The organism is Streptomyces parvus (assembly GCF_032121415.1).
GTDB classification, from domain to species: domain Bacteria; phylum Actinomycetota; class Actinomycetes; order Streptomycetales; family Streptomycetaceae; genus Streptomyces; species Streptomyces globisporus_A.
This window is the reverse complement of the sequence record NZ_CP135079.1, coordinates 1,260,497-1,284,181: the sequence shown is the minus strand read 5'-3', so window position 1 is coordinate 1,284,181 and position 23,685 is coordinate 1,260,497. Positions and strand designations below refer to the sequence as shown.

General features: G+C 73.8%; 24 protein-coding genes and 1 riboswitch. Of the genes, 12 read left to right on the top strand and 12 right to left on the bottom strand.

Annotated elements, in window-relative coordinates:
- Positions 1-14 precede the first annotated feature (14 nt).
- A complete protein-coding gene (gene cobC / locus RNL97_RS06880) occupies positions 15-1,628 on the bottom strand; it encodes an Rv2231c family pyridoxal phosphate-dependent protein CobC (protein ID WP_243313686.1) in 1,614 nt (537 codons plus the stop codon).
- 164 nt (positions 1,629-1,792) lie between these two features.
- On the opposite strand from cobC, the gene RNL97_RS06875 reads away from it, so the two are divergent.
- Positions 1,793-2,524, top strand: a complete 732-nt coding sequence (locus tag RNL97_RS06875; RefSeq protein ID WP_030586492.1) for a ZIP family metal transporter — start codon at positions 1,793-1,795, stop codon at positions 2,522-2,524.
- A gap of 44 nt (positions 2,525-2,568) precedes the next feature.
- On the opposite strand, the gene RNL97_RS06870 is transcribed toward RNL97_RS06875, so the two are convergent.
- The 7 genes from RNL97_RS06870 to RNL97_RS06840 form a co-directional block, all read right to left on the bottom strand.
- Entirely contained in the window at positions 2,569-3,936 is a 1,368-nt protein-coding gene (locus RNL97_RS06870; RefSeq protein ID WP_030586489.1) for a cobyrinate a,c-diamide synthase, read from the bottom strand.
- The gene (gene cobO, locus RNL97_RS06865; RefSeq protein ID WP_030586487.1) at positions 3,930-4,529 is read right to left on the bottom strand and encodes a cob(I)yrinic acid a,c-diamide adenosyltransferase; all 600 of its coding nucleotides are present in this window, start codon (positions 4,527-4,529) and stop codon (positions 3,930-3,932) included. The genes RNL97_RS06870 and cobO overlap by 7 nt, the downstream gene beginning before the upstream one ends.
- Positions 4,529-6,565, bottom strand: a complete 2,037-nt coding sequence (locus RNL97_RS06860) for a putative cobaltochelatase (RefSeq protein WP_030586484.1) — start codon at positions 6,563-6,565, stop codon at positions 4,529-4,531. The genes cobO and RNL97_RS06860 overlap by 1 nt, the downstream gene beginning before the upstream one ends.
- Entirely contained in the window at positions 6,562-8,217 is a 1,656-nt protein-coding gene (locus RNL97_RS06855) for a cobyric acid synthase (protein ID WP_030586481.1), read from the bottom strand. The genes RNL97_RS06860 and RNL97_RS06855 overlap by 4 nt, the downstream gene beginning before the upstream one ends.
- Positions 8,218-8,290: 73 nt before the next feature.
- Positions 8,291-9,271, bottom strand: a complete 981-nt coding sequence (locus RNL97_RS06850; RefSeq protein WP_030586478.1) for a cobalamin biosynthesis protein — start codon at positions 9,269-9,271, stop codon at positions 8,291-8,293.
- Between the two features lie 125 nt (positions 9,272-9,396).
- Positions 9,397-9,528, bottom strand: a riboswitch (cobalamin riboswitch).
- Positions 9,529-9,678: 150 nt separating this feature from the next.
- Positions 9,679-9,909, bottom strand: a complete 231-nt coding sequence (locus RNL97_RS06845; RefSeq protein WP_030586475.1) for a hypothetical protein — start codon at positions 9,907-9,909, stop codon at positions 9,679-9,681.
- 12 nt (positions 9,910-9,921) lie between these two features.
- Complete coding sequence (locus tag RNL97_RS06840) at positions 9,922-11,175, bottom strand: inorganic phosphate transporter (protein ID WP_030586472.1); 1,254 nt, start codon at positions 11,173-11,175, stop codon at positions 9,922-9,924.
- A gap of 277 nt (positions 11,176-11,452) precedes the next feature.
- Here RNL97_RS06840 and RNL97_RS06835 point away from each other — a divergent pair, with 277 nt between their 5' ends.
- The 3 genes from RNL97_RS06835 to RNL97_RS06825 all read left to right on the top strand — a co-directional run bounded on the left by RNL97_RS06835 (position 11,453) and on the right by RNL97_RS06825 (position 14,846).
- The gene (locus RNL97_RS06835; protein WP_030586469.1) at positions 11,453-12,112 is read left to right on the top strand and encodes a class II aldolase/adducin family protein; all 660 of its coding nucleotides are present in this window, start codon (positions 11,453-11,455) and stop codon (positions 12,110-12,112) included.
- Between the two features lie 78 nt (positions 12,113-12,190).
- Complete coding sequence (locus RNL97_RS06830; protein WP_313750478.1) at positions 12,191-13,318, top strand: alpha/beta hydrolase; 1,128 nt, start codon at positions 12,191-12,193, stop codon at positions 13,316-13,318.
- A gap of 184 nt (positions 13,319-13,502) precedes the next feature.
- Positions 13,503-14,846, top strand: coding sequence for a hypothetical protein (locus tag RNL97_RS06825; protein ID WP_030586463.1), 1,344 nt, complete (start codon positions 13,503-13,505; stop codon positions 14,844-14,846).
- Between the two features lie 24 nt (positions 14,847-14,870).
- Here RNL97_RS06825 and RNL97_RS06820 read toward each other — a convergent pair whose 3' ends face one another.
- Together RNL97_RS06820 and ypfJ are read right to left on the bottom strand one after the other, a co-directional pair.
- Entirely contained in the window at positions 14,871-15,284 is a 414-nt protein-coding gene (locus tag RNL97_RS06820; RefSeq protein ID WP_030586461.1) for a VOC family protein, read from the bottom strand.
- 116 nt (positions 15,285-15,400) lie between these two features.
- On the bottom strand, positions 15,401-16,291 hold the full coding sequence (ypfJ, locus tag RNL97_RS06815) for a KPN_02809 family neutral zinc metallopeptidase (RefSeq protein WP_030586458.1): 891 nt from the start codon (positions 16,289-16,291) through the stop codon (positions 15,401-15,403).
- Positions 16,292-16,495: 204 nt separating this feature from the next.
- Between ypfJ and RNL97_RS06810 the strand changes: the two genes are divergently transcribed.
- The 3 genes from RNL97_RS06810 (at position 16,496) to RNL97_RS06800 (ending at position 19,594) form a co-directional block, all read left to right on the top strand.
- Positions 16,496-18,094 carry an ABC-F family ATP-binding cassette domain-containing protein gene (locus tag RNL97_RS06810; RefSeq protein ID WP_030586455.1) on the top strand — a complete coding sequence of 533 codons (1,599 nt, stop codon included), beginning with the start codon at positions 16,496-16,498 and terminating at the stop codon, positions 18,092-18,094.
- Between the two features lie 342 nt (positions 18,095-18,436).
- Positions 18,437-18,658 carry a helix-turn-helix domain-containing protein gene (locus RNL97_RS06805; protein ID WP_006123601.1) on the top strand — a complete coding sequence of 74 codons (222 nt, stop codon included), beginning with the start codon at positions 18,437-18,439 and terminating at the stop codon, positions 18,656-18,658.
- 144 nt (positions 18,659-18,802) lie between these two features.
- Positions 18,803-19,594 carry an enoyl-CoA hydratase/isomerase family protein gene (locus tag RNL97_RS06800; RefSeq protein ID WP_030586452.1) on the top strand — a complete coding sequence of 264 codons (792 nt, stop codon included), beginning with the start codon at positions 18,803-18,805 and terminating at the stop codon, positions 19,592-19,594.
- A 62-nt stretch (positions 19,595-19,656) separates the two neighbouring features.
- On the opposite strand, the gene RNL97_RS06795 is transcribed toward RNL97_RS06800, so the two are convergent.
- On the bottom strand, positions 19,657-20,484 hold the full coding sequence (locus tag RNL97_RS06795; RefSeq protein ID WP_313750476.1) for a hypothetical protein: 828 nt from the start codon (positions 20,482-20,484) through the stop codon (positions 19,657-19,659).
- 93 nt (positions 20,485-20,577) lie between these two features.
- Between RNL97_RS06795 and RNL97_RS06790 the strand changes: the two genes are divergently transcribed.
- From RNL97_RS06790 to amaP, 5 genes are read left to right on the top strand one after another with little or no spacing between them, the layout of a single operon-like run.
- Positions 20,578-21,048, top strand: coding sequence for an Asp23/Gls24 family envelope stress response protein (locus RNL97_RS06790; protein WP_030586446.1), 471 nt, complete (start codon positions 20,578-20,580; stop codon positions 21,046-21,048).
- 42 nt (positions 21,049-21,090) lie between these two features.
- The gene (locus RNL97_RS06785; RefSeq protein WP_006123598.1) at positions 21,091-21,282 is read left to right on the top strand and encodes a hypothetical protein; all 192 of its coding nucleotides are present in this window, start codon (positions 21,091-21,093) and stop codon (positions 21,280-21,282) included.
- Positions 21,279-21,629, top strand: coding sequence for an Asp23/Gls24 family envelope stress response protein (locus tag RNL97_RS06780; protein ID WP_030586443.1), 351 nt, complete (start codon positions 21,279-21,281; stop codon positions 21,627-21,629). The genes RNL97_RS06785 and RNL97_RS06780 overlap by 4 nt, the downstream gene beginning before the upstream one ends.
- Entirely contained in the window at positions 21,626-22,309 is a 684-nt protein-coding gene (locus tag RNL97_RS06775; RefSeq protein WP_030586440.1) for a DUF6286 domain-containing protein, read from the top strand. The genes RNL97_RS06780 and RNL97_RS06775 overlap by 4 nt, the downstream gene beginning before the upstream one ends.
- A gap of 5 nt (positions 22,310-22,314) precedes the next feature.
- Complete coding sequence (gene amaP / locus RNL97_RS06770) at positions 22,315-22,893, top strand: alkaline shock response membrane anchor protein AmaP (RefSeq protein ID WP_030586437.1); 579 nt, start codon at positions 22,315-22,317, stop codon at positions 22,891-22,893.
- A gap of 32 nt (positions 22,894-22,925) precedes the next feature.
- Here amaP and RNL97_RS06765 read toward each other — a convergent pair whose 3' ends face one another.
- On the bottom strand, positions 22,926-23,681 hold the full coding sequence (locus tag RNL97_RS06765; protein ID WP_030586434.1) for an SDR family oxidoreductase: 756 nt from the start codon (positions 23,679-23,681) through the stop codon (positions 22,926-22,928).
- Positions 23,682-23,685 lie beyond the last annotated feature (4 nt).

The window sequence follows — 23,685 nt, the reverse complement described above, 5'->3', positions numbered from 1 at the left end:
ACGTGCGGGGCCGCTCAGCTCCCCGATCTCGCGGGCAGCGCCTGCACGGCCTGGTCCAGGGCCTGGAGGAAACGATTGGTCGTGGCCCGGTCGCGGACCGCGAGCCGCAGCCACCGCGGCCCGAGCCCCGGGAACGTATCGCCGCGCCGGGCCGCGAAGCCCAGCAGCCGCAGCCGCTCCCGGACCTCCGCCGCCCGCTCCAGACGCGCCAGCACGAACGGCCCCCGGGCCGCCTCCACCACCTCCACCTCGCTGAACTCCGCAAGACCGGCGAGCAGATGGGCCCGGTCCACGGTGATCCGGTCCGCGGCCTCCGCCGCCTCCACCAGCGCCCGCGGCTCCATGCACGCCTCGGCCGCCGCCAGCGCCGGGGTGGACACCGGCCACAGCGGCTGCGCCTCGGCGAGCAGCGCCACCGTCTCCGGCTCGGCCAGCACATAGCCGATCCGCAGCCCGGCGAGCCCCCACGTCTTGGTGAGGCTGCGCAGCACCACCAGCCCCGGAATGTCCGTCCGGTCGCACACCGCCTCGCGCTCGCCCGGCACGACGTCCATGAACGCCTCGTCGACCACCAGCGTCCGCCCCGGCCGCGCCAGCTTCTCCAGCAGGGCCGCCGGATGAAGCACGGACGTCGGGTTCGTCGGATTGCCGACCACCACGAGGTCCGCCTCCTCGGGCACCGCCGCCGGATCGAGCCGGAAACCGTCCTCGGCCCGCAGCAGGACCCGCCCCACCTCGTGCCCGGCCGCCCGCAGCGCCGCCTCCGGCTCCGTGAACTGCGGGTGCACCACGACCGGGCGGCGGGCCGGAAGAGCCCGGGCGATCAGGACGAACGCCTCGGCCGCGCCCGCCGTCAGCAGCACCCGCTCCACGGGCAGCCCGTGCCGGCCGGCGACCGCGGCCCGGGCGGACGACCCGTCGGGATAGGCGGCCAGCGAGGTGAGCGACGCGGCTATCCGCTCACGCAGCCACGGGGGAGGGGTGTGGGTACGGACGTTCACGGCGAGATCGGTCAGATTCTCGCCGCGGACCTCCGCGTCGCCGTGGTGCCGCAGGTCGGGCCCGGCGCTCTCGATGTCCCGCATGGGGGGACGCGTGGGGGGGTTCATGGCAGCCATGGTGAACGGGCGGGAGCCTGCCGTCACCGGTGAGGTGGAAGTTTTCCTGCCGGAAACACCGAAAGTCCCGTCGACGGGCGGAAGACGGCGGGCCACCGCACAGGTCGCCACCCCCTTCGCCGCCGCCTCCCCGCCCGGGGCGCGCGTCTTCGGCACCACCAGTTCGTCCGCCTCGATCAGCGCGGCCGCCTCCGCGACCGACGGGGTCCCCAACGCCGCGCCCACCGTCCCCGAGGGGTGCGGCACCCGGACCGCGGCCAGCGCCCCGGCCGGATGGGTCCGCACCGGCACCCCGAGCCGGGCCGCCGCCCCCACGATCCCCGGCTCGTCCCCCTTGGCGTCGACCGTGGCCACCTCCGCCACATCCGCCGGGTCCAACCCCGCCCCGCTCAGCACCGCCTCGATCAGGGCGAACACCACATCGCCCGAGGCACCCCTGCGCGCGCCGACCCCCACCACCAGACTGCGGGCGCCGGACTCCGGTCCGGGGCCGACGGATGCTCCGGTCATCGGCGGAGTCCTGCCTTTCAGGTCGAACGTCTCGGTGGTATGAGGGAGAGGGCGGGGCTCCGTATACGGAGCGCGGACCCGGGCGAGGGGAAGGGCGGCCAGAACGCCACCGGTAAGGACACCCTGAGATGCGCGGAGGGGGCCCGATCGGCTAGCAAGGCCCCATGGCGGTGTTCGTCGCGCTCGGCGCGTTCCTGATGACCCTGGCCGGCGGCTGGGTCGCCCAACGCGTCACCGACCGCCGCCATCTGGTGCTCGGCCTCGCGGGAGGCCTGATGCTCGGCGTGGTCGGTCTCGACCTCCTGCCGGAGGCGATCGAGGCGGCGGGCGAGCCGGTGCTCGGGGTGCCGATGGCGCTGCTGCTCTTCGTGGGCGGCTTCCTGGTGGCCCATCTGGTCGAGCGGCTGCTCTCCGTACGCCAGGTGGCACACGGGGCGGGCGGGCAGCACGGCGAGCGCGTACCGCAGGTGGGGCTGGCGGCGGCCGCCGCGATGGTCGGCCACAGCCTGATGGACGGCATCGCGCTCGGCGCCGCCTTCCAGGTCAGCGGCTCCATGGGCGTGGCCGTCGCGCTGGCGGTGATCAGTCATGACTTCGCCGACGGATTCAACACGTACACCCTCACCAGTCTGTACGGGAACGCCCGCCGCAAAGCGCTCCTGATGTTGTTCGCGGCCGCCGTGGCACCGGTCGTGGGCGCGGCGACGACGCTGCTGTTCACCCTTCCGGAGGAACTGCTCGGCGGCTATCTCGGCTTCTTCGGCGGAGCCCTGCTCTACCTGGCCGCTGCGGAGATCCTTCCCGAGGCGCACCACACCCATCCCGCCCGCTCCACCCTTCTCTGCACCATCGGGGGCGTGGGCTTCATCTGGCTGGTCGTCGGCATCGCCGAGTGAGCCACGCGTACGCCCCGGACGTCCCCGTGCGCCGGACGCGCCGCTCACCGCGCCGGAAGCACCCGGCAGTGCTCCACGAACCGCCGGGCCACCTCGGGCGACGCGGCCCAGTGGGTGTGCAGATAGCTCGCGTGCACGCCCCGCTGGACGTACCCCTCGACCCGCCGCTCCGGCTGGTGCATGCCCCAGGCCGGAGTGGCCCCCGCGGCGGGCTCCAGCACCGTGCGGTGGAACTCGTGCCCCCGCACCCGGGTCCCCGCCGCCGCCAGCGGGCTGTCCGAGACCGCCACCGCCTGCCGGTACCCGAGCGTCAGCCGCTCGGACATCCGGGCCCCGGCGTCCAGCACCCCGCACATCGGCTTCCCGTCCAGCTCCCGGGCCAGATACAGCAGCCCCGCGCACTCGGCGGCCACCGGCGCACCGCTCAGGGCCAGTTCCGTGACCGCCCGCCGCAACGGCTCGTTGGCCGACAGCTCGGGGGCGTACATCTCCGGGAACCCGCCACCGATGACGAGTCCCGCCGTACCCGCGGGCAGCTTCTCGTCCCGCAGCGGATCGAAGGTCACGACCTCCGCACCGGCCGCCGTCAGCAGCTCGGCGTGCTCCGCGTACGCGAAGGTGAACGCCGCCCCGCCCGCCACGGCGACGACGGGCCGGGGGCCCTGACCGGTGGCGGCGCGGCCGTACGCGGGCTGCCACGGCTCGACCGCCGGTGCGGGAGCCGTCCGCGCCAGCGCCAGCAGCGCGTCCAGGTCGCACCCGGCGCGCACCCGCTCGCCCATGGCCCGAACGGCGTCCACCGCTTCGCTCTGCCGCTCGGCCACCGGGACCAGTCCCAGGTGCCGCGAGGGCGTCGCGACCTGCGGCGCCCGCCGGATCACCCCGAGCACCGGCAGCCCCGACTCGTCCAGCGCGTCCCGCAGCAGCGCCTCGTGCCGGTCGGAGGCCACCTTGTTCAGGATCACCCCGCCGATCCGCACCTGAGGGTCCCAGGAGGCGAACCCGTGCACCAGGGCCGCCACGGACCGGGACTGCGAGGAGGCGTCCACCACCAGCACCACGGGCGCCTTGAGCAGCTTGGCCACCTGCGCGGTCGATGCCAGCTCCCCCTGGCCCGAGGCACCGTCGTACAGCCCCATCACGCCCTCGACCACGGCGAGGTCGCACCCCGCGGACCCGTGCGCGAAGAGCGGGGCGACGAGGTCCGTCCCGCACATGTACGCGTCGAGATTCCGGCCGGGGCGGCCCGTCGCCAGGGAGTGGTAGCCCGGATCGATGTAGTCCGGGCCGACCTTGTGCGGCGAGACGGCCAGCCCGCGCGCGGCGAAGGCGGCCATCAGACCGGTGGCGACGGTGGTCTTGCCGCTGTTGGAGGCCGGCGCGGCGATGACCAGACGGGGCACACTCACCACTCGATGCCCCTCTGGCCCTTCTGCCCCGCGTCCATCGGGTGCTTGACCTTCGACATGTCGGTCACCAGGTCGGCGGCCTCGATGAGCTTGTCCGGCGCGTTGCGGCCGGTGATCACCACATGCTGGGTGCCGGGCCGGTTCCGCATGACCTCGACGACCTCGTCGGTGTCGATCCAGCCCCAGTGCAGGGGATAGGCGAACTCGTCGAGCACGTACAGCTTGTACGTCTCCGCCGCCAGGTCCCGCTTGACCTGCTCCCAGCCCTCGCGGGCCTTCTCCTCGTTGTCGAGCTGGCCGTCGCGCTGGACCCAGGACCAGCCCTCGCCCATCTTGTGCCAGTCGACGGTGCCGCCCTCGCCGCTCGCTCCCAGCACCTTCAGCGCGTTCTCCTCGCCGACCTTCCACTTCGCGGACTTCACGAACTGGAACACCCCGATCGGCCACCCCTGGTTCCAGGCCCGCAGCGCGAGCCCGAAGGCGGCGGTGGACTTGCCCTTCCCGACGCCCGTGTGGACGAACAGGAGCGGGCGGTTGCGCCGCTGACGGGTGGTGAGCCCGTCGTCCGGCACCGTGGTCGGCTGTCCCTGTGGCATTAAGCGGCCCTCCCGGCTGCGGTGACGTCCTTGACGAGCCCGGCGATCGAGTCGGCCCGCAGCTCGTCGAGCGTGACGGCGGTGCCTCCCAGTTCCCGGGCCAACTCCCCGGCGAGACCGAGGCGTACGTACCCCGACTCGCAGTCCACGACGACGGATGCCGTCCCCTCGGCCCGGTGCAGCCGCCCGGCCCGCCCCGCGAGCGCCACGGGATCCGGCCCGCCGGTCGCCCGTCCGTCCGTGACGACGACGAGCAGGGGCCGCCGCGACGGATCGCGCAGCCGCTCCACCCGCAGCACGTCATGGGCCTTGAGCAGCCCGGCGGCCAGCGGCGTACGGCCTCCGGTCGGCAGCGACTCCAGCCGGGAGGCGGCCGCGTCCACGGACGAGGTCGGCGGCAGCGCCACGTCGGCCTCCTTGCCCCGGAAGGTCACCAGACCGACCTTGTCCCGCCGCTGGTAGGCATCGAGCAGCAGCGACAGCACGGCCCCCTTGACCGCACTCATCCGCTGCCGGGCCGCCATCGACCCGGAGGCGTCCACGACGAACAGCACGAGGTTGCCCTCACGCCCCTCCCGGGTCGCCTGCCGCAGATCGTCCCGGCGCACCACGAGCCCGCGCCCGGCCCGCCCGCGCGCACGCTGGTGCGGGGCGGCGGCCTGCACGGTCGCGGCCAGATGCAGCTTGGTCAGCGCCCCCTCGGGCCGCCGCGCGCCGGTGGTACGGCCATGCTCGGTACGGGCCCGGGAGCGCCGCCCCGCAGCACCTTCGCCGAGCCCCGGCACGCTGAGCATCTTCGTCCGGAACGGCTCGGCGGAGGCCACGGGCTGCTGCTCGCCCCCGGCGGGCCGTCCGGGCGTGTCGGGCGCGCCCCGGGGGGCCGGGGACGGAGAGTCGCCCTCCGAGCCCCGGGGCGGCGTACGGTCCTCCCCGTCGGCCTGCGGCGGCACCCCACCGCCCCCACCGCCGTCACCGCCACCGTCGGGACCGGGGTCGGGGTCGTCGTCGTTGTCCTGCCCCTGGTCCCCGCCGGCCTCGTCCAGGGTCTGGTCGAGCTTGTCCTCGTCGAGACCGGGCGCGTCGAACGGGTTGCGCCGCCGCCGGTGGGGGAGGGCCAGCAGGGCCGCCCGGCGTACGTCGTCGGCGGTGACCTCCTCGCGGCCGGCCCAGGCGGCGAGCGCGGTGGCGGTACGGGCCATCACGATGTCGGCCCGCATCCCGTCGACCTCGAACGCGGCGCAGGTGGCCGCGATCTGCCGCAACACGCCGTCGCTCAGCACGACCCGGGGCAGCAGGACGCGCGCGGCGGCGATCCGCTCGCGCAGGGCGCCCTCCTCCTCGGCCCAGCGCGCGGCGAAGCCCTCGGGATCGTCGTCGTACGCGAGCCGACGGCGCACGACCTCGACCCGCTCGTCGGTGTCCCGGGACGCGGAGACCTCCACGGTCAGCCCGAACCGGTCCAGCAACTGCGGCCGCAGCTCGCCCTCTTCCGGGTTCATCGTCCCGACCAGCAGGAACCGCGCCGCATGCCGTACGGAGACGCCTTCGCGCTCGACGTACGAGGCGCCCATGGCCGCCGCGTCCAGCAGCAGGTCCACCAAGTGGTCGTGGAGGAGGTTGACCTCGTCCACGTACAGGATCCCGCGGTGCGCGTCGGCCAGCAGCCCCGGCTCGAACGCCTTCACGCCCTCCGAGAGCGCCCGCTCGATGTCCAGCGCCCCCACCAGCCGGTCCTCGGACGCCCCGACCGGCAGCTCCACGGTCCGCGCGGCCCGCGACACCCCGGCCGCCTCCGCGTGCGGCCCATCAGGACACGCAGGGTCCGGCGAGACCGGGTCACAGGAGAACCGGCACCCCGGTACGACGGAGACCTCGGGCATCAGCGCGGCCAGCGCCCGCACGGCGGTGGACTTGGCGGTCCCCTTCTCACCCCGCACGAGCACCCCGCCGACGGCCGGACTGACGGCGTTCAGCAAGAGCCCGAGCCGCAGATCGTCCTGCCCGACGATCGCGGTGAAGGGATACGGCGTACTCACAAGGCCTCCTCGTCGACATGCTGTTCAGCTTCTACGGGACCGGTCGCACCAAGCCCCTGGGGCGTGGCGATCTCACGCCCCTCCGGCGACGGAGCAGCGGGGTCCGGGGCAGCGGCCCGGACCGCCGAACCACCCGCACCCGGCGTCGGCGCCCCCGGCGGAACGAACGGCAGCCCCCCCGGCGCACCCCCCTCGATCAAGCGCCACAACGCATCCGTGTCCGCGTGCTCCTCCACCAGATCCCCGAGCCGGTCCAGCTGCTCCTCCCGCAGCACCCCGAAACTCGTGTCCGGCGCGGGAACGAACCGCCGCCCGGCGGCCCGGGCCACCTCCACCAGGAACCGCCGCCGGAACGCATCGCTCTCCAGCGAGCCGTGCCAGTGCGTCCCCCACACCGCCCCCACCCGGCACCCGTCCAGGAACGGCTCCCCGCTCCGTACGTCGGCCACCCCGTGGTGGATCTCGTACCCCTCCACGGTCTCGCCCAGCGCCGAACCGACCGGCCGCGCCAGGGTCTTGTCCCGGTCGAAGCGAATCCGCACGGGAAGGACCCCCAGCCCGGCCACGACCCCCGCCCGCGACTCCACCTCGTCCTCGATCCGCTCACCGAGCACCTGGAACCCGCCGCAGATCCCCAGCACGGGCCGGCCCTCCGCAGCCCGCCGCACCAGCGCCTCCGCGAGGCCGCGCTCCCGCAGCCAGGCCAGCGCCTTCACCGTGCCGCGCGTCCCCGGCACGATCACCAGGTCCGCGTCGGCCAGCTCCTCCGCCCGGTCCACGAACCGCACGACGACGCCCGGTTCGGCGGCCAGCGCGTCCACATCCGTGAAGTTGGACATCAGCGGCACCGCGCAGACCGCGACCCGCAGCACGTCCTCCCCCTGGGGCGGCGCCACGACCGACTCCCGCACCGCCCCCCGCAGGGAGACCCGCAGGCCGTCCTCCTCGTCGATGCCGAGCCCGTGGGCGTACGGCAGCACCCCGTACGTCCGCCGCCCGGTCAGCCCGTACAGCATGTCGAGGCCCGGCTCCAGCAGCGAGACGTCCCCCCGGAACTTGTTGACCAGGTAGCCCGCGACCAGCGACTGGTCCTCTGCGCTCAGCAGCGCCGTCGTCCCGAAGAACGAGGCGAAGACCCCGCCGCGGTCGATGTCCCCGACGACCAGCACGGGGAAGCGGGCGGCGCGCGCGATCCCCATGTTCACGATGTCGGTGCGCCGGAGGTTGATCTCGGCGGGGGAGCCGGCCCCCTCGCAGATCACCGCGTCGTACGTCGACCGCAGCTCCTCCAGGCAGGCGGTCACCGTGCCGAGCAGCGCCTCCTGACGGCCTCCGTGGTACCCGCGGGCGCTCATCTCGCCGACCGGCTTCCCCATCAGGACGACCTGGCTGGACCGGTCGCTGCCGGGCTTCAGCAGCACCGGGTTCATCAGGGCCGTCGGCTCCACCCGGGCGGCCTGCGCCTGCATCGCCTGGGCCCGCCCGATCTCCGCACCCTCGCGGGTCACGAAGGAGTTGAGGGACATGTTCTGCGCCTTGAACGGCGCGACCTTCACGCCCCGGCGCACCAGCCAGCGGCAGATGCCCGCCGTGACGACGCTCTTGCCCGCGTCCGAGGTCGTTCCCGCGACCAGCAGCCCGCCGCCCCTCATGCCCGCCCCCGTTCCCGTACCGCACGCGACCGTGCCGTACTGCTCCCCGCTATACCGTTCCCTGCCGTACCGCTCATGCCCGACCCCGCTTCCGCCCCGCGACCGACCGCCGCGCGGCCAGGCGGCCCGCAGCCAACCGGCCCGCCACGCACACCCCCAGGGCCAGCGCGCTCACCCGGCGCGACAACCGCACCGCGCGCTCGATGTCCGCGCCCCGCACGTCCCGCCCGGCCGCCCCGTTCAGCACCGGCCGGTGCTCGACGCGCCCCGCGTACGCGAGCGTGCCGCCCAGCCTTACGCCGAGCGCCCCCGCGAACGCGGCCTCCACGGGTCCCGCGTTCGGACTCGGGTGGCGGTGCGCGTCCGCCCTCCAGGCGCGTACGGCCTCCGCGGGCCGCCCGCCGCCGACCACGGCCAGCGCGGCCGTCAGCCGGGCGCCCGGCCAGCCGGCCACGTCGTCCAGGCGGGCCGAGGCCCAGCCGTAGCGGCGGTGGCGGGGCGACTTGTGGCCGACCATCGCGTCCAGCGTGTTCACCGCCCGGAACCCGACCAGCCCCGGCACTCCGCCGATCGCCCCCCACACCAGCGCACCGACGACGGCGTCCGAGGTGTTCTCGGCGACCGACTCCACGACCGCGCGGGCGATCCCCGGCCCGTCCAGCGCGTGCGGATCGCGCCCGCACAGATGCGGCAGCCGCTCCCGGGCCACCTCCAGGTCCCCGGCGGCCAGCGCGCCCCCGATGGCGCGGGCCTCCCGGCCCAGCGACGTACCGCCGACGACGGACCAGACGGTGGCGGCGGTCAGCGTGACGGCGAGCGCGGGGCGTCCCCCTACGGCGCGGGCGGTCAGCGCGGCGGCCCCCACGGCGCCTCCGGCGCACACCAGGGTGTGCAGCGCGCCCCGGCCGCGGTCGTCGCGCCACAACAGGGACTCGACCCGCGCCGCGGCGCGGCCGAATCCGGCGACGGGGTGGCCCCGGCGGGGATCGCCGAGCAGCGCGTCGGCGATCAGCCCGGCCGTGGCGCCGTACGCGAAGACACGGTCGGCACGCACGGCTCAGCCCGTCGCGGAAAGAGGCGTTCCGACACGGAGGGGGACAGGAAGCGGCGCACGGCGGCCGGGCATGGCGTAGGTCCTCACTCAGGGTCCGCGCCCTGGTTCGACGTGACCGGCGACGAGAGTCTCCTGGCTCCCGGATCCGCAGTTCCCCCGGCCTTCCAGCCCGCGTACCGCGAGCCGTGACGTCCGGTGTGGGGGAGTGCTCCCCGGTGACAGTGGCGGGACCGCGCCGGATTCACACCGGCTTCCTCTGCTGTCGCCGTAAATGGCTCAGGCAGTCCACCACGCCCCGAGAACAGCCGTCAACTCGCTGTTGACCTGCGGGGCTCCACTGTGGGCGGACGCACATCGGGCCGGACACACGAGGGTGTGTCCGGCCCGGGGGAGTGCGGGGTACGGGGTCAGGCGACGATCAGATAGATCCCGTACGAGACCGCCGCCACGCAGAGCCCGAAGCAGGCGTACGCACCGGTGCGGGCCAGCGCGACCGATCCGCCGGAGGCGCTGCCTCCGGCCGTCGCGGACTGCTTGGAGAGGGCGACGATGCCCAGGGTGAAGAGGCCGACCAGCGCGACGGTGACCACGAGGCTGACACCGAAGACGGAGGCGAGAGCTGCCCAGTCGATTTTCATGCGGATCTTTCCTTACACCTTGGCCGGCGGCCGGGCCGGGTCGTCGGGAGCCGAGGCCGGGATGGTGGTGATGAGGTCGGCGGCCGGGACCCCGACGGGCGGCGGCTGGACCGCGGCGATGGCCGTGGTGACGATGCCCTGGGGCTCGTCGCCGTCCGCGTCGTTGACGTTGGTGTGGTCCACGGGCTGGCGGCGCGAGGCCAGCCAGATCGCGAAGGAGCCGCCGACGAGCAGGATCGCGGTGACGGCGATGCCCCACGTGCCCTGCTTGGTCAGGAACTCGGCGGCGGCGCCGACCAGACCCGCCGCCGGCAGCGTCAGACCCCAGGCGACGAACATCCGGGTGGCGGTGGACCAGCGGACCACGCCGCCCTTGCGGCCGAGGCCCGCGCCCATCACGGCGCCGGAGCAGGACTGCGTGGTGGAGAGCGAGAAGCCGAGGTGCGAGGAGGCCAGGATGACGGTCGCCGCACTGGTCTGGGCGGCGAAGCCCTGCGGCGGCCGGAGGTCGGTCAGGCCCTTGCCCATGGTGCGGATGATGCGCCAGCCACCGAGGTAGGTGCCGAGCGCGATGGCGACACCGGCGGAGACGATGACCCACAGCGGCGGGTTGGAACCGGGGGCCAGGACACCGCTGGTGACCAGGGCGAGGGTGATGATGCCCATCGTCTTCTGGGCGTCGTTGGTGCCGTGGGCGAGCGAGACGAGACCGGCGGAGGCGATCTGCCCGGCCCGGTAGCCCTTGGCGGTCGACTTCAGTTGGTTCGGGTCGGTGACGTTCCGGTTGATCCGGTACGTCAGCCGGGTGGCCAGCATCGCGGCGATGCCGGCGACCAGCGGGGCGGCGATCGCGGGGAGCAGCACCTTGGTGACGACGGTGCCGCCGTTGATCGAGGACCAGCCGGCCGACATGACCGCGGCGCCGATCAGACCGCCGAACAGGGCGTGGGAGGAGCTGGAAGGCAGCCCCAGCAGCCAGGTCAGCAGATTCCACAGGATGGCGCCGACGAGCGCCGCGAAGATGACCTCGGTTCTGAGGCCGTCCTCGTTGACAATCCCGCCGGAGATCGTCTTGGCGACCTCCACCGACAGGAACGCGCCGATCAGGTTGAGAACGGCGGACATGGCCACCGCTGTCTTGGGCTTCAGTGCGCCGGTCGAGATGGTGGTCGCCATCGCGTTGGCGGTGTCGTGGAAACCGTTCGTGAAATCGAACACGAGAGCTGTTACGACCACAATCGCAAGCAGCAGCGTGATGTGTTCCATTTACCCAGGCAATCGTTCGACGTCAGTGGCTCGTGGACCGTAGGCAACCTGGGTGAACGGAAGATGAACTGGGCAGGGCGCTACGGTGACCCCAAGCGGAGCCCAGTGCTTCCGCTTGTGTGCGGGTGGGGTTGTCCGAGGCCGGAGGGGCGCGGCGTGGGCTGCCCTTTGCCGCCCGTTGGCGAACATTTTGAACGGCCGTTCGGCACCCTGAAGAGATCCCCGTCACTCCCCGGGTGACGTTCCGGTTGCGCGCCTTCCCCCCTACGCTCGCCCCATGAGCGAGCAGCAGCCGGAATCCGTCCGCCAGGTCTGGCAGGACGTCGTCGACACGGCCCGCCGGAGCGCGGCGGACGGCCTCGTCGTCGGCACCTCCGGCAACGTCTCCGCCCGCGTGGGCGACCTCGTCCTGGTGACGCCCAGCGGGGTGCCCTACGACCGGCTCGGGCCCGGGGACGCGGTCGGCGTCGACCTGGAAGGACGCCAGGTCCTCGGGGACCTGGGGCCGACCAGCGAACTCCCCCTCCACCTGGCGGTCTACCGCTCCACCGACGCCGCCGCCGTGGTCCACACCCACGCCGTGCACGCCACCGCCGTCTCCACCCTCGTCGCCGAGGTCCCGCTCGTGCACTACGCGGCGGCCATCCTCGGCGGCCCCGTCCGCACCGCCGCCTACGCGCGCTACGGCACCCCGGAGCTGGCCGACGCCATGCTGGAGGCCCTCCGGGACCGCACCGGGTGCCTGCTCGCCAACCACGGCACCGTCACCTACGGCGGCACGCTCGACCAGGCCTACGACCGCACCGCCCAACTGGAGTGGCTGTGCCGCCTCTGGCTCACCGCGAGCTCGGTGCCCGGCCGCACCCCGGCCCTGCTCTCCACCGCCCAGCTGGCCGAGGTGACCGAGGCCCTGAAGGGATACGGCCAGCGCGGCTGACCGGGGGCGGGCCGGGGTCCGCCCCCGGACGGCCCCCGCCCGCTGGCAGCCCGGCTCCCGCCCCGCGAGACTGAAGCGGTGCGCCCGGTAACCGCGACGGCAGCGGCCGTCACCTCGATCCTCGGCGTCGGCGCGGCAGCGGTCGCGGCCGGCCGGTACGCCAGCGCCGCCGCCCTCAAGGCGACGCCCCGACGTCCCCTCCCCGCCGACCGCAGACTCACCGTGCACGCCACCGCGGCCGGGCAGGTCACCCTCACCCGTTCCCTCTCGGCGCTCCGGCCCGGCACCTGGGGCCTCGCCGGACCCGGGGTCCACGCGGTCGTCGGCCCCGTCGTCGAAGGGGCCTCCGAAGGCGCCGACACCGTCGTCCGCAGGCTGGAGAGGGTCGGCCAGGGGATCCTCGAACCGGGCGTGAAGGTCCGGCTCACCCCCGCCCTTTACGGCGGCGACCCCGGCTGCGACCTCGGCCTCGACCACCAGGAGGTCGAGATCCCCGGCGAGCTCGGTGCCCTCCCCGCCTGGTACGTCCCCGGCACGCGCGACACCTGGATCATCACCGCGCACGGCCTCGGCACCACCCGGGCCCACCCCATGAACCTCATGGGGTTCCTGCACCAGCAGGGCTTCCCCGTGCTCGACCTCGCCTACCGCGGCGACCCCGGAGCCCCCCGCCCCGCCGACGGCCTCGGCCACTTCGGCGCCTCCGAGTGGCGCGACCTCGACGCGGCCGTCCGCCACGCCCTGCGGTACGGCGCCCGGAACGTGATCGTCCACGGCTGGTCCACCGGCGCCACCATGGCCCTGTACGCCGCCGTCGAATCCCCGCTCCGCGACCGGATCAGCGGCATCGTCCTCGACTCCCCGGTCCTGGACTGGCCGGTCACCCTGCGCGCCCTGGCCGCCGCCCGCGGCGTCCCGGCCGCCCTGCTGCCGCTCGCCGTCCGCGCCGCCCAGGGCCGCACCCAGATGGGCGCCACCCCGGTGCTGAAGACCTCCGTACCGGCCTCCCTGCGTACCCCGACCCTGATCCTGCACGGCCCCGACGACACGATCGCCCCGTGGGGCCCCTCCCGCGAACTCGCCGCCCGCCGCGCGGATCTGGTCAGCCTGCACGCCGTACCGCAGGCTCCGCATGCGTCGATGTGGAACGCCGCCCCGGCCCGCTACGAGGAGACCCTGCGACGCTTCCTCACCCCCCTGATGTGAGCCGATGGGGTGAACTCTCCCCCTTGCCGCCGCGCGCGGGGAACCTTTCACGTACCGGTGAAACGGCTTCCGTTTGGGCTTTCGGGCCGTCAGGGGCAAGACTGCTCCCGTGACGTCCCGTACTCCGCGCGACTCCAGGCTGCGACTTGTCCGCCCGCGACCCCTTGCCACCGCCCGCAAGGCCGTGACCACCCGGCGCACCAGGCCGGCTCCCCGGCCCCCCGAGGGCACCCCGCCCCGCGCGGAACTGGCCCGCCAGGCCAGGGCGGTGCTCGCCGACGCCGTGCGCATCGCCCACTGGGCGGCCGGCACCCCGGGGCCGGGCACCGCCGCCCCGCTCGCGGCCCACGCCCTCGAACGGGCGGCCACCGCCCTGGAGCTCTCCCCGGCGCAGGTCCGTGCCGGCTGGGACCGGGCCCGGCTGGCCGGACTCGTCGAACTCCACGGCGACACCGCCCGCCCCGGCTGGCGGCTGCGCGCCTGGGACCGGGACGACTCCGCCGTGCTGCGCGGCTGGGTCGCGCTCTTCGACGCCTGGTCGCTCGTCCACGCCGCACCCGAGGGCATCGAGGCGGGCGCGGTCGCCGAAGCCGTCGAGGCCGTGCCCCAGGTGCTCTCCCTCCTCCAGCTCTCGGCGGGCCCCGTCACCGTCCCGGCCCTGCTGGACCTCCTCGGCCAGCGCGTCGCCGAACTCCATGAGGAGCGCTGCGAAGTGCCCCTGGGACCCGGCAGAACCGCGTCCGCCGCCCCGGCGGAGACGGCCGCCGACCGGGCCTCCGCCACCGCCGGACCCGCCCCGAGCGCCGACCTCAACGCCCTGCTGCTCGACTGGGCCCTGGAGGGCCTCGCCGCCGTCGGAGCGCTGACCCTCGGCAAAGGGCACGCCACGCTCACCCCGCTCGGCAACTGGGCGGTCTGGGTCAAGCTGGAACAGATCTGCGTCGCCGCCCAGAGCCCGGCCGGAAACATCGAACAGTCCGCCGCCGACATGCTCCTCGGCTGCGCCCGGCTCACCCCGGGGCCGGCCCGCGACGAATACCGCGCCTGGCTCGCCGCCCGCACCGTCGGCAGCGCCGTCGCCGAACTGCTCGCCGTCGCCCGGGGTGAGGACGCGCTGCTGCGCGGACTGGCCTTCGAGGCCCTGCGCGTCGTCGGCGCCCCCGCCGAACCCGAGGTCCGCGCCGTGCTGGCCGAACCCTCGCTGCGCCCCTACGCGCTGCTCTGGCTCGCCGAGTACGAGGGCAACGACCCCGACGACGCCCAGGACGTCCTCAGCCGCGAGGAGGCCACCTGGCTCTGGGTCGACACGGCCGCCGCCGTAGCCGACCACGGCGAGACCGGACTGCTGGTGCGCCACCTCGACTCCGCAGTCCAGGGCACCGTCCCGGCCCTCCTCGACGAGGTCAGGGCCGTCGGCCACCCCCGCACCGTCCAGGTCCTGGTCGCCCTGGCCGCGGCCCACCCGGACCCGGCCCTGGCCAAGGCGGTCCGCCGGGCCGCCTTCCAGGTGCACACCGGAGGAGTCTGATCCCGAGCGCCCCGGGGCCTCCGCTCAGCCGGCGGACCCCGGGGCGTACGTCCCGAAGCTCCACACATTGCCCTCGGCGTCCCGCGCCATGTAGTCCCGGGAGCCGTAGTCCTGGTCGGTCGGCTCCATCAGGATCTCCACGCCGAACTCCCTGGCCCGGGCGCAGTGCTCGTCCACCTCGTCGACCACCACGTACACCCCCGCCGGCCCCGCGCCCGCCATCGCCCGCGCGAACACGCCCTCGCGCCCCTTGGAACCGAGCATCACCCTGCCGTTGCCCAGGGACAGCTCGGCATGCAGCACACTGCCGTTCTCGCCCTCGTACACCGCCTCCTCGGTGAAGCCGAGCCCCAGTGTCAGCGTCCTGATCGCCGCCCTCGCGTCGTCGTAGAGGATCGTCGGGTAGATCGTCGGGACCCCGCTCGCCGCGCCCGCCATGCCACTCACCTCTCCTGTCGTTCACACCGTCCGGTGTGATCTGCGTCTCAGTCTTCCATCAGGCGCTGACAACGGCAGGCCGTCCCGGACCCGCTGTCCCGGACCCGCTGTCCGGATCAGGCGAACGTGTCGCACCGCTCCATGTCGCCCGTGCGGAACCCGGTGGAGAACCACTGCTGCCGCTGCGCGGCCGAACCGTGCGTCCACGACTCCGGGGTGACCCGGCCCTGGTACCGCTCCTGGATCCGGTCGTCGCCGACCGCCGCCGCCGCGTCCAGGCCGTCGCGGACGTCCGCCCGGGTCAGCTCGGTGATCAGCGGCCGGCCGGTCGACTCGTCCGGCGTCGTCGTGGCGTGGTGCGCCCAGACGCCGGCGTAGCAGTCGGCCTGCAGCTCGACCTTCACCGCGTTGCTGTTCTCGCCCTGCCGCCCGTCCCGCGACCGGCCCAGCGTGCCCATCAGGTTCTGCACATGGTGGCCGTACTCGTGCGCCACCACGTACGCCTGCGCGAACGGGCCGCCGCTGGAGCCGAACTTCGTCCGCAGGTCCTCGAAGAACCCGAGGTCCAGATAGACTTTCCGGTCGCCGGGGCAGTAGAACGGCCCGACCGCCGAGGTGGCGGTCCCGCAGGCGGTGCCCACCTGCCGACTGAACAGGACCGTCCGGGCCTCCGCGTACGTGGCGCCCCGCCGCTGGAACTCCAGCCGCCAGAAGTCCTGCACGCTGTTGACCACCGCCACCGTCCGGCAGTCCTCCCGGCTGTTCGCGTCCTGCCCCTTCAGACAGCTCTCCTGCACCTGCCCGGCCGACGAGACGGTCGCCACCGGATCCGCGCCGTCGGAGGAGAGCCCGAGCTGATCGGGGCCGACACCGAAGAGCAGCCCCAGGATCAGGGCGATCACCCCGGCGATGCCGCCGCCCACGGTGGCCCGCCCGCCCGGGATCCGGCTGCCGCGCACGTCCTGGACCTCGGAGGTGTCCAGATCGGCGTCGTCGTCGAACTGCACGGTCGCACCACCCTCGGGATCGGGCGGGCGACGCCGTGCCGCCCTGGGCCGAGTATCGGACGGTTCGTCCCACCGGGCACGCGGAAAAGCAGTTGCGCACCGCCAGTAGAATGGCCGTATGGCCTACCTCCTTGTGCATTAGCGGCGTCGAGAGACCTCCGCCCTCGTCCCTCCGCCGTCCTGACTGCCCTGGAGTTTTTTCCCGTGATCACCGCTTCCGGCATCGAGCTGCGCGCCGGCGCCCGCATCCTCATCGAATCCGCTTCCTTCCGTATCGCCAAGGGCGACCGCATCGGCCTCGTCGGCCGCAACGGAGCGGGCAAGACCACCCTCACCAAGTGCCTCGCGGGCGAAGGCACCCCCGCCGCCGGCACCATCACCAAGTCCGGCGAGGTGGGCTACCTCCCGCAGGACCCGCGCACCGGCGACCTCGACGTCCTCGCCCGCGACCGCATCCTCTCCGCCCGGGGTCTCGACGAGATCCTGCGCAAGATGCACGAGAACGAGGACCGGATGGCGAACGGCAAGGGCGCCACCCGCGAGAAGGCGATGAAGAAGTACGAGCGCCTGGAGACGGAGTTCCTCACCAAGGGCGGGTACGCCGCCGAGGCCGAGGCCGCCACCATCGCCGCCGCGCTCAACCTGCCCGACCGGGTCCTCGGCCAGCCCCTGCACACGCTCTCCGGCGGTCAGCGCCGCCGCGTCGAGCTGGCCCGGATCCTCTTCTCGGACGCCGACACCCTGCTCCTGGACGAGCCGACCAACCACCTCGACGCCGACTCCATCGTCTGGCTGCGCGACTACCTCAAGACCTACCGCGGCGGCTTCGTCGTGATCTCCCACGACGTCGAACTGGTCGAGACGGTCGTCAACAAGGTGTTCTACCTCGACGCCAACCGCTCCCAGATCGACATCTACAACATGGGCTGGAAGCTCTACCAGCAGCAGCGCGAGGCCGACGAGAAGCGCCGCAAGCGCGAGCGCCAGAACGCCGAGAAGAAGGCCGCCGCCCTCAACTCGCAGGCCGACAAGATGCGCGCCAAGGCCACCAAGACCGTCGCCGCCCAGAACATGGCCAAGCGCGCCGACCGGCTGCTGGCGGGCCTGGAGGCGGTCCGGGTCTCCGACAAGGTCGCCAAGCTCCGCTTCCCCGAGCCCGCCCCCTGCGGCAAGACCCCGCTGATGGCCGAGGGCCTGTCCAAGTCGTACGGCTCGCTGGAGATCTTCACCGACGTCGACCTCGCCATCGACAAGGGCTCCCGCGTCGTCATCCTCGGCCTCAACGGTGCCGGCAAGACCACGCTGCTGCGCCTGCTCGGCGGTGCGGAGGAGCCCGACACCGGCGAGGTCATCCAGGGACACGGCCTCAAGCTCGGCTACTACGCCCAGGAGCACGAGACCCTCGACCCGGAGCGCACGGTCCTGGAGAACATGCGCTCCGCCGCCCCCGACCTCGACCTCGTCGAGGTCCGCAAGACGCTCGGCTCCTTCCTCTTCTCCGGCGACGACGTCGACAAGCCCGCGGGCGTCCTCTCCGGCGGCGAGAAGACCCGGCTCGCGCTCGCGACCCTGGTCGTCTCCTCCGCCAACGTGCTCCTGCTCGACGAGCCGACGAACAACCTCGACCCCGCCAGCCGCGAGGAGATCCTCGGCGCGCTGCGCACCTACAAGGGCGCCGTCGTCCTCGTCACCCACGACGAGGGCGCCGTCGAGGCGCTCCAGCCGGAGCGGATCATCCTGCTTCCGGACGGTGTCGAGGACCTCTGGGGAGCGGACTACCGCGACCTCGTCGCCCTCGCCTGATCCATCGGGGCCCCTGCCCGATCCACCGGGGATAGATCATTCGGCCTACGCGTGATCCGTCATCTGCGTGAGGGCGTCTCGTACTCCGGTGGTGCGCCCGGCGCTCATCCGTCGCGCGCCCCTTTTCCGGGTGCTCCTCCCCGTACGGCCCTGACCTGCCGGTTCTCCGGACGGTCAGGGCCGTACGTCCTCGTGCGCCCGCGGGAATCGGGGATTCCGCTCGTGTCGACGCGCCTTTCGTCAGGGAAACCGCTCGCACCGACCTTGCCGAATGGGTGGCCAGGAAGCGCGGGAGGGGTGATCATGAGAAGTCCAGAGCGCACTTCCCATGAGGAGGCACGGGTGGCCGAGACTCTGAAGAAGGGCAGCCGGGTTACCGGCGCCGCGCGTGACAAGCTCGCGGCAGACCTGAAGAAGAAGTACGACTCCGGTGCGAGCATCAGGGCGCTGGCCGAGGAAACCGGCCGCTCCTACGGGTTCGTCCACCGGATGCTCAGCGAGTCCGGAGTGACGCTGCGGGGACGCGGCGGCGCGACACGGGGCAAGAAGGCCGCTTCGGCCTGAGGCCTCAGAATTTCGGCGTCGTCGGCGTCATTCGGGACCGACGGATTTCGGGGTGGCCACCCGGCTGACCGCAAGGTCGTCCGGGTGGTTACTGTTCAGTCACTTACTACCGAGTGCTGACTGCACCCCATCCGGAGGCGCCCCATGACCTCGCTCGACACTGTGCTCGACAAGGACGGCGTACGGCTCACCGTCGACGATGCCGTCGCCACGGTGACGCTCACCAACCCGGCCAAGCGCAACGCTCAGTCTCCCGCTCTGTGGCGGGCGTTGACCGAGGCCGGACGGGCGCTGCCCGGCACGGTGCGGGTCGTGGTGCTCCGCGGCGAGGGCGCGTCCTTCTCCGCGGGACTCGACCGGCAGGCCTTCACCCCCGAAGGCTTCGACGGCGAGCCGTCGTTCCTCGACATGGCGCGCGGCCCGGAGGCCGAACTCGACGCGACCATCGCCGAGTACCAGGAGGCGTTCACCTGGTGGCGCCGCAACGACCTCGTCTCGATAGCGACGGTCCAGGGCCACGCCATCGGCGCCGGCTTCCAGCTCGCCCTCGCCTGCGATCTGCGGATCGTCGCCGAGGACGTGCAGTTCGCCATGCGTGAGACCAGCCTCGGTCTCGTGCCCGACCTCACGGGCACCCACCCCCTGGTGAACCTCGTGGGGTATGCCCGCGCGCTCGAAATCTGCGCCACGGGTCGCTTCGTCCACGCCGAGGAGGCCGAGCGCACCGGCCTGGCCAACCTCGTGGTCCCCGCCGACCAGCTCGACGCGGCGGCCCGCGACCTCGCCGGGGCCCTGCTGGCGGCGCCCCGCGACGCCGTCGTCGAGACCAAGGCCCTCCTCGCCGGCGCGCTCTCCCGCGACTACGAGCAGCAGCGCGTCGCCGAGCGGGCCGCCCAGGGCCGCCGGCTCCGCGACCTGGCGGGCATCACGGACTGACACCCCACCAGGGTCTGCGAACGGCGGCCCTCACACGGTGTCCGGCTTGCCGCCGGAGGCCGTCACACGGTGGTGCCCCGGCCGGGCTCCGCCCCCGGAGGCTGTGACACGTCGGCCGGGCCCGGCCCCACCACGTCCGTGACCAGCACCGACACCGGCAGCCGTTCCTCCGTGGCCGCCGCCACCGCCGTACGCACCGATCGGGCGACATCCAGCGCCCTGTGGTTCCCGGCCGTCGCCACCTCCACCCGTACGTGGTCCCGCGCGGTGTGCACCGGGCTGCCGAGGACCCGGGTCAGCGCGACGACGCCCGGCGCCCCGGCTGCCGCCGCCGCCACCGGACCCTCCGGCTCCGCGACCCGGGCGGGCGGTGCGGCCGCGGACGCGGTCACCTGATCGGACGTACCGTCCTCCAGCAATGCCGTCACCGTCAGGTCCACCTCGGTGATCTCCAGGCCCAACCGGGCCGCGGCGGCGGCGAGGAGCGCCGCGCGCAGGGCCGCAGCGGTGTCCGGCAGCGGCCGGTCCGGGGCCGCCGAAAACTCCGCCGCGATCCGCAGCGGTCCCGGCGGCAGCGCGCTCGGCGGAGCCGGCGGCGCTGTGGGGCCTCCCCGGTCCGCCGGAGCCTGCGGACCGTCGCGCCCGTCCCCGGCCCCCGCGGCCGTCACCGAACCTTCCGCCACCGCTTCCTCCGCCAGGCCGATCCGCAGCACCCCGAGCACCGCCCCGGGACGGGCCGCCGCCCCGCGCAGCACCGACGCGGCAGCTGTCTCCGCGATCCACACGCCGTCCGCCGGGCCGCCCAGCGGCAGCAGCCTGCCCAGGCCCAGCCGTTCCCGTACTCCAGCGGTCCATCCGTCGGCCCTCCGCGGGCCCCGCGTCGTTGTCATTGCCCCAGCCTGCCGTATCCACGGCGCGGGATGGGGAAAGCGCACTTAACGTGGGCGAGGAAGTCCCACCCCGTCCCGAAGGGAAGAGCGGCGATGACTGAGAGTTCCCAGCACAACAACCCCACCGGCGGTCCGGGCGACAAGTCCCTCGGCAAGCGCGGCGGCGGTGACCCCGGGACCCGGGGCCGTACCACCATCGCCGACGGTGTCGTCGAGAAGATCGCCGGAATGGCGGCACGCGATGTCGTCGGCGTCCACGCCATGGGCAGCGGCCTGTCGCGGACGTTCGGTGCGGTCCGCGACCGGGTCCCCGGCGGCGGCAAGTCCGTCACCCGCGGCGTGAAGGCGGAGGTCGGCGAGTCCCAGGCGGCCCTCGACCTGGAGATCGTCGTCGACTACGGCGTGTCCATCGCCGACGTGGCCCGCGATGTCCGCGAGAACGTCATCGCCGCGGTGGAGCGTATGACCGGTCTCGAGGTCGTCGAGGTCAACATCGCGGTCAGCGACGTCAAGCTGCCCGACGAGGAGGACGACGACGACGAGACCGAGCAGCGGGTCCAGTAGCCCTTTCACACCTCCATCGCACGGCAGTTGAGGAGAGACACGATGAGCATGGCTGTCGCCGGTCTGTTGGCCGGCATGGCGCTCGGGTTCGCCGGATATTTCGGCGGCTTCGGAGCCTTCGTCCTGGTGGCCGCCCTGGGCGCGATCGGCTTCATCGCCGGCCGCTTCCTGGACGGTGACCTGGAGCCCGGCGACTTCTTCCGGAGTCGCGAGCGCGGCGACCGGCGACGGTGACGGCGGTGACCGGCCGGGTCGCCGCCGCCGCACGGGGCGAGACCCGGATCGCCGACCGTGTCGTCGCCAAGATCGCCGCCCAGGCGGCGAAGGAAGCGGTCGAGGAACCGCCCGCGGACGGGGCGTCGCCGCGTGCCACGGTCACCGTGCACCGCGACACCGCCCGGGTCCGGGTCAGCCTGGAGCTCGGCTACCCCAGCGACATCGGCGGCCAGTGCGGTGCCGTACGCCGACGGGTCGCCCAGCGGGTCAAGGCGCTGGCCGGCATGGAGGTGCCCGAAGTGGCCGTCCAGGTCGAACGGCTGCACCCCGCCGGAGCGAACGCCGCACACGGGAGGATCCGATGACCGAACCCGGCGAACCGACCGGCTCCACCCGGCGGATGCCCACCGTGGAACCGAGCGGCAACGACGCGCACACCCCCGCCCCGGACGCGCCGGCCGACGCCCGCGAACCGGTCCCCACCCTGGAGCAGGGCGACGGCCGGGCCGGCCGCTTCTGGTCCGCGCGCCGGGTCCCGGCCGCCCTGCTGGCGCTCGTGCTCCTCGGCGCGGCCGGCCTGCTCCTCTACGACATCGCCGCCGTACGGGCCGATCATCCGGCCATGCAGTGGCGGCGCTCCCTCGCCGACGGCCTGGCCGAACAGCGCCTGCACGACACCCCCGTGCTCATCGGAGCCGGGGCGGCCGCGGCGATCGGCCTCTGGCTGGTCCTGCTGGCCCTCACGCCCGGACTGCGCGACCTGCTGCCGATGCGCCGCGACCGCGCCGACGTCCGGGCCGGACTCGACCGCACCGCCGCGGCCCTGGTGCTGCGGGACCGGGCCGTGGAGGTGTCCGGCGTGCAGTCCGTACGGGTCAGGATGGGGCGGCGGAAGGCGAAGGTGCGGGCGCTCTCGCACTTCCGGGAGCTCGACGACGTGCGGACCGACCTGGACGCCGTGCTGGAGGAGGCCGTCCGGGAACTGGGCCTGGCCAAGCCGCCGGCCCTCTCCGTCCAGGTGCACCGACCGGCGAAGAAGGGATGAGCCGTATGCGCTCCACCGTCAACCGGGTCCTGCTGGCCCTGGCCGGGCTGGTGCTGGTCGTCGTGGGCGGCGCCGTGCTCGCCACCGGCCTCGGCGTGTCCGTACCCTCCTGGTGGCCCTGGGACGGCGAGAACGACGTCCTGCTCAGCGTGGCCGACCGGCACCGCTGGCGTGACGAGGGCTGGTGGTGGCCGACCGTGATCGCCATCCTCGCCGTCCTCGTGGTCCTCACCCTGTGGTGGTTCCTCGCCCAGTTCCGCCGCGGCCGGCTCACCGAGGTCCTGGTGGACAGCGGCGACGGCGAAGGGGCCCAGCTGAGGGGCCGGGCCCTGGAGGGTGTGCTCGCCGCGGAGGCGGGCGAACTGGACGGAGTGGCCCGCGCCCAGGCGATGCTGACCGGCCGCCGCACCGCGCCCCGGTCCCGGCTCCGGCTGCTGATGGAGCCGCACGCCGCGCCGCTCGGGACGCTGAAGGCGGTCGCCGACGGGGCGCTGGCGCACGCACGCGAATCGGCCGGTCTGGACGAGCTTCCCGCCGAGGTACGCCTCAAGGCCGTCAAGCACCGCGCGGAACGGGTGTCCTGACGGTCCCTGGGCGTACGGGCGGGAGGCGGGGCTCAGAAGCCGTGCCGGTACCCGCCGTCGACCGGGACCATGACGCCCGTGAGGTACGAGGCGGCGGGGGAGAGCAGGAAGGCCGCGGTCTTCCCGAACTCCTCCGGCGTCCCGTAGCGCCGCAGCGGGATCCGCGCCTCGTTCGCGGTGCGGGCGGCCTCGGCGTCGCCGGACAGCGCGTCCAGCTCCCGGACCCGGTCGGTGTCGATCCGGGCGGGCAGCACGCCCACCACCCGGATGCCGCGCGGGCCCAGCTCGTCGGCGAGCGACTTGGCGAAACCGGCGAGACCGGGACGCAGCCCGTTGGAGATGGTCAGCCCCGCGATCGGCTCATGGACCGACCCGGAGAGCACGAAGCCGATCACACCGCCCTCGCCGAGCGCGGCCGCCGCCGTCCGGGCCAGCCGCACCGCCCCCAGGAACACCGTCTCGAACGCCGTCTGCCACTGGTCGTCCGTGTTGTCGGCGAGGAAGCCGGGGGCGGGTCCGCCGACGCTGACGAGGATGCCGTCGAGCCGCCCGAAACGTTCCCGCGCCGTGTCCACCAGGCGCTGGGCGGCGCTCGGGTCGGCGTTGTCGGCGGCGAGCCCCAGCACGCCCCCGCCCAGCTCGGCGGCGGCCTCCTCGACGGACTTCTCGTCCCGGCCGGTGATGATCACCTTCGCTCCGTCGGCGGCCAGCGCCCGGGCCGTGGCGTTGCCGAGGCCCCGGGTCGCTCCGGTGACGATGTAGACGCGGTCCTTCAATCCAAGATCCATGGCC

Coding starts and splice junctions, on each gene's coding strand:
- RNL97_RS06800 (WP_030586452.1), top strand. CDS start 18,803: ATGACCTCGCTCGACACTGTGCTCGACAAGGACGGCGTACGGCTCACC.
- RNL97_RS06785 (WP_006123598.1), top strand. CDS start 21,091: ATGAGCATGGCTGTCGCCGGTCTGTTGGCCGGCATGGCGCTCGGGTTC.
- RNL97_RS06875 (WP_030586492.1), top strand. CDS start 1,793: ATGGCGGTGTTCGTCGCGCTCGGCGCGTTCCTGATGACCCTGGCCGGC.
- cobO (WP_030586487.1), bottom strand. CDS start 4,529: ATGCCACAGGGACAGCCGACCACGGTGCCGGACGACGGGCTCACCACC.
- amaP (WP_030586437.1), top strand. CDS start 22,315: ATGCGCTCCACCGTCAACCGGGTCCTGCTGGCCCTGGCCGGGCTGGTG.
- cobC (WP_243313686.1), bottom strand. CDS start 1,628: ATGACCGGAGCATCCGTCGGCCCCGGACCGGAGTCCGGCGCCCGCAGT.
- RNL97_RS06835 (WP_030586469.1), top strand. CDS start 11,453: ATGAGCGAGCAGCAGCCGGAATCCGTCCGCCAGGTCTGGCAGGACGTC.
- RNL97_RS06840 (WP_030586472.1), bottom strand. CDS start 11,175: ATGGAACACATCACGCTGCTGCTTGCGATTGTGGTCGTAACAGCTCTC.
- RNL97_RS06790 (WP_030586446.1), top strand. CDS start 20,578: ATGACTGAGAGTTCCCAGCACAACAACCCCACCGGCGGTCCGGGCGAC.
- RNL97_RS06855 (WP_030586481.1), bottom strand. CDS start 8,217: ATGAGGGGCGGCGGGCTGCTGGTCGCGGGAACGACCTCGGACGCGGGC.
- RNL97_RS06795 (WP_313750476.1), bottom strand. CDS start 20,484: ATGACAACGACGCGGGGCCCGCGGAGGGCCGACGGATGGACCGCTGGA.
- RNL97_RS06775 (WP_030586440.1), top strand. CDS start 21,626: ATGACCGAACCCGGCGAACCGACCGGCTCCACCCGGCGGATGCCCACC.
- RNL97_RS06765 (WP_030586434.1), bottom strand. CDS start 23,681: ATGGATCTTGGATTGAAGGACCGCGTCTACATCGTCACCGGAGCGACC.
- RNL97_RS06820 (WP_030586461.1), bottom strand. CDS start 15,284: ATGGCGGGCGCGGCGAGCGGGGTCCCGACGATCTACCCGACGATCCTC.
- RNL97_RS06845 (WP_030586475.1), bottom strand. CDS start 9,909: ATGAAAATCGACTGGGCAGCTCTCGCCTCCGTCTTCGGTGTCAGCCTC.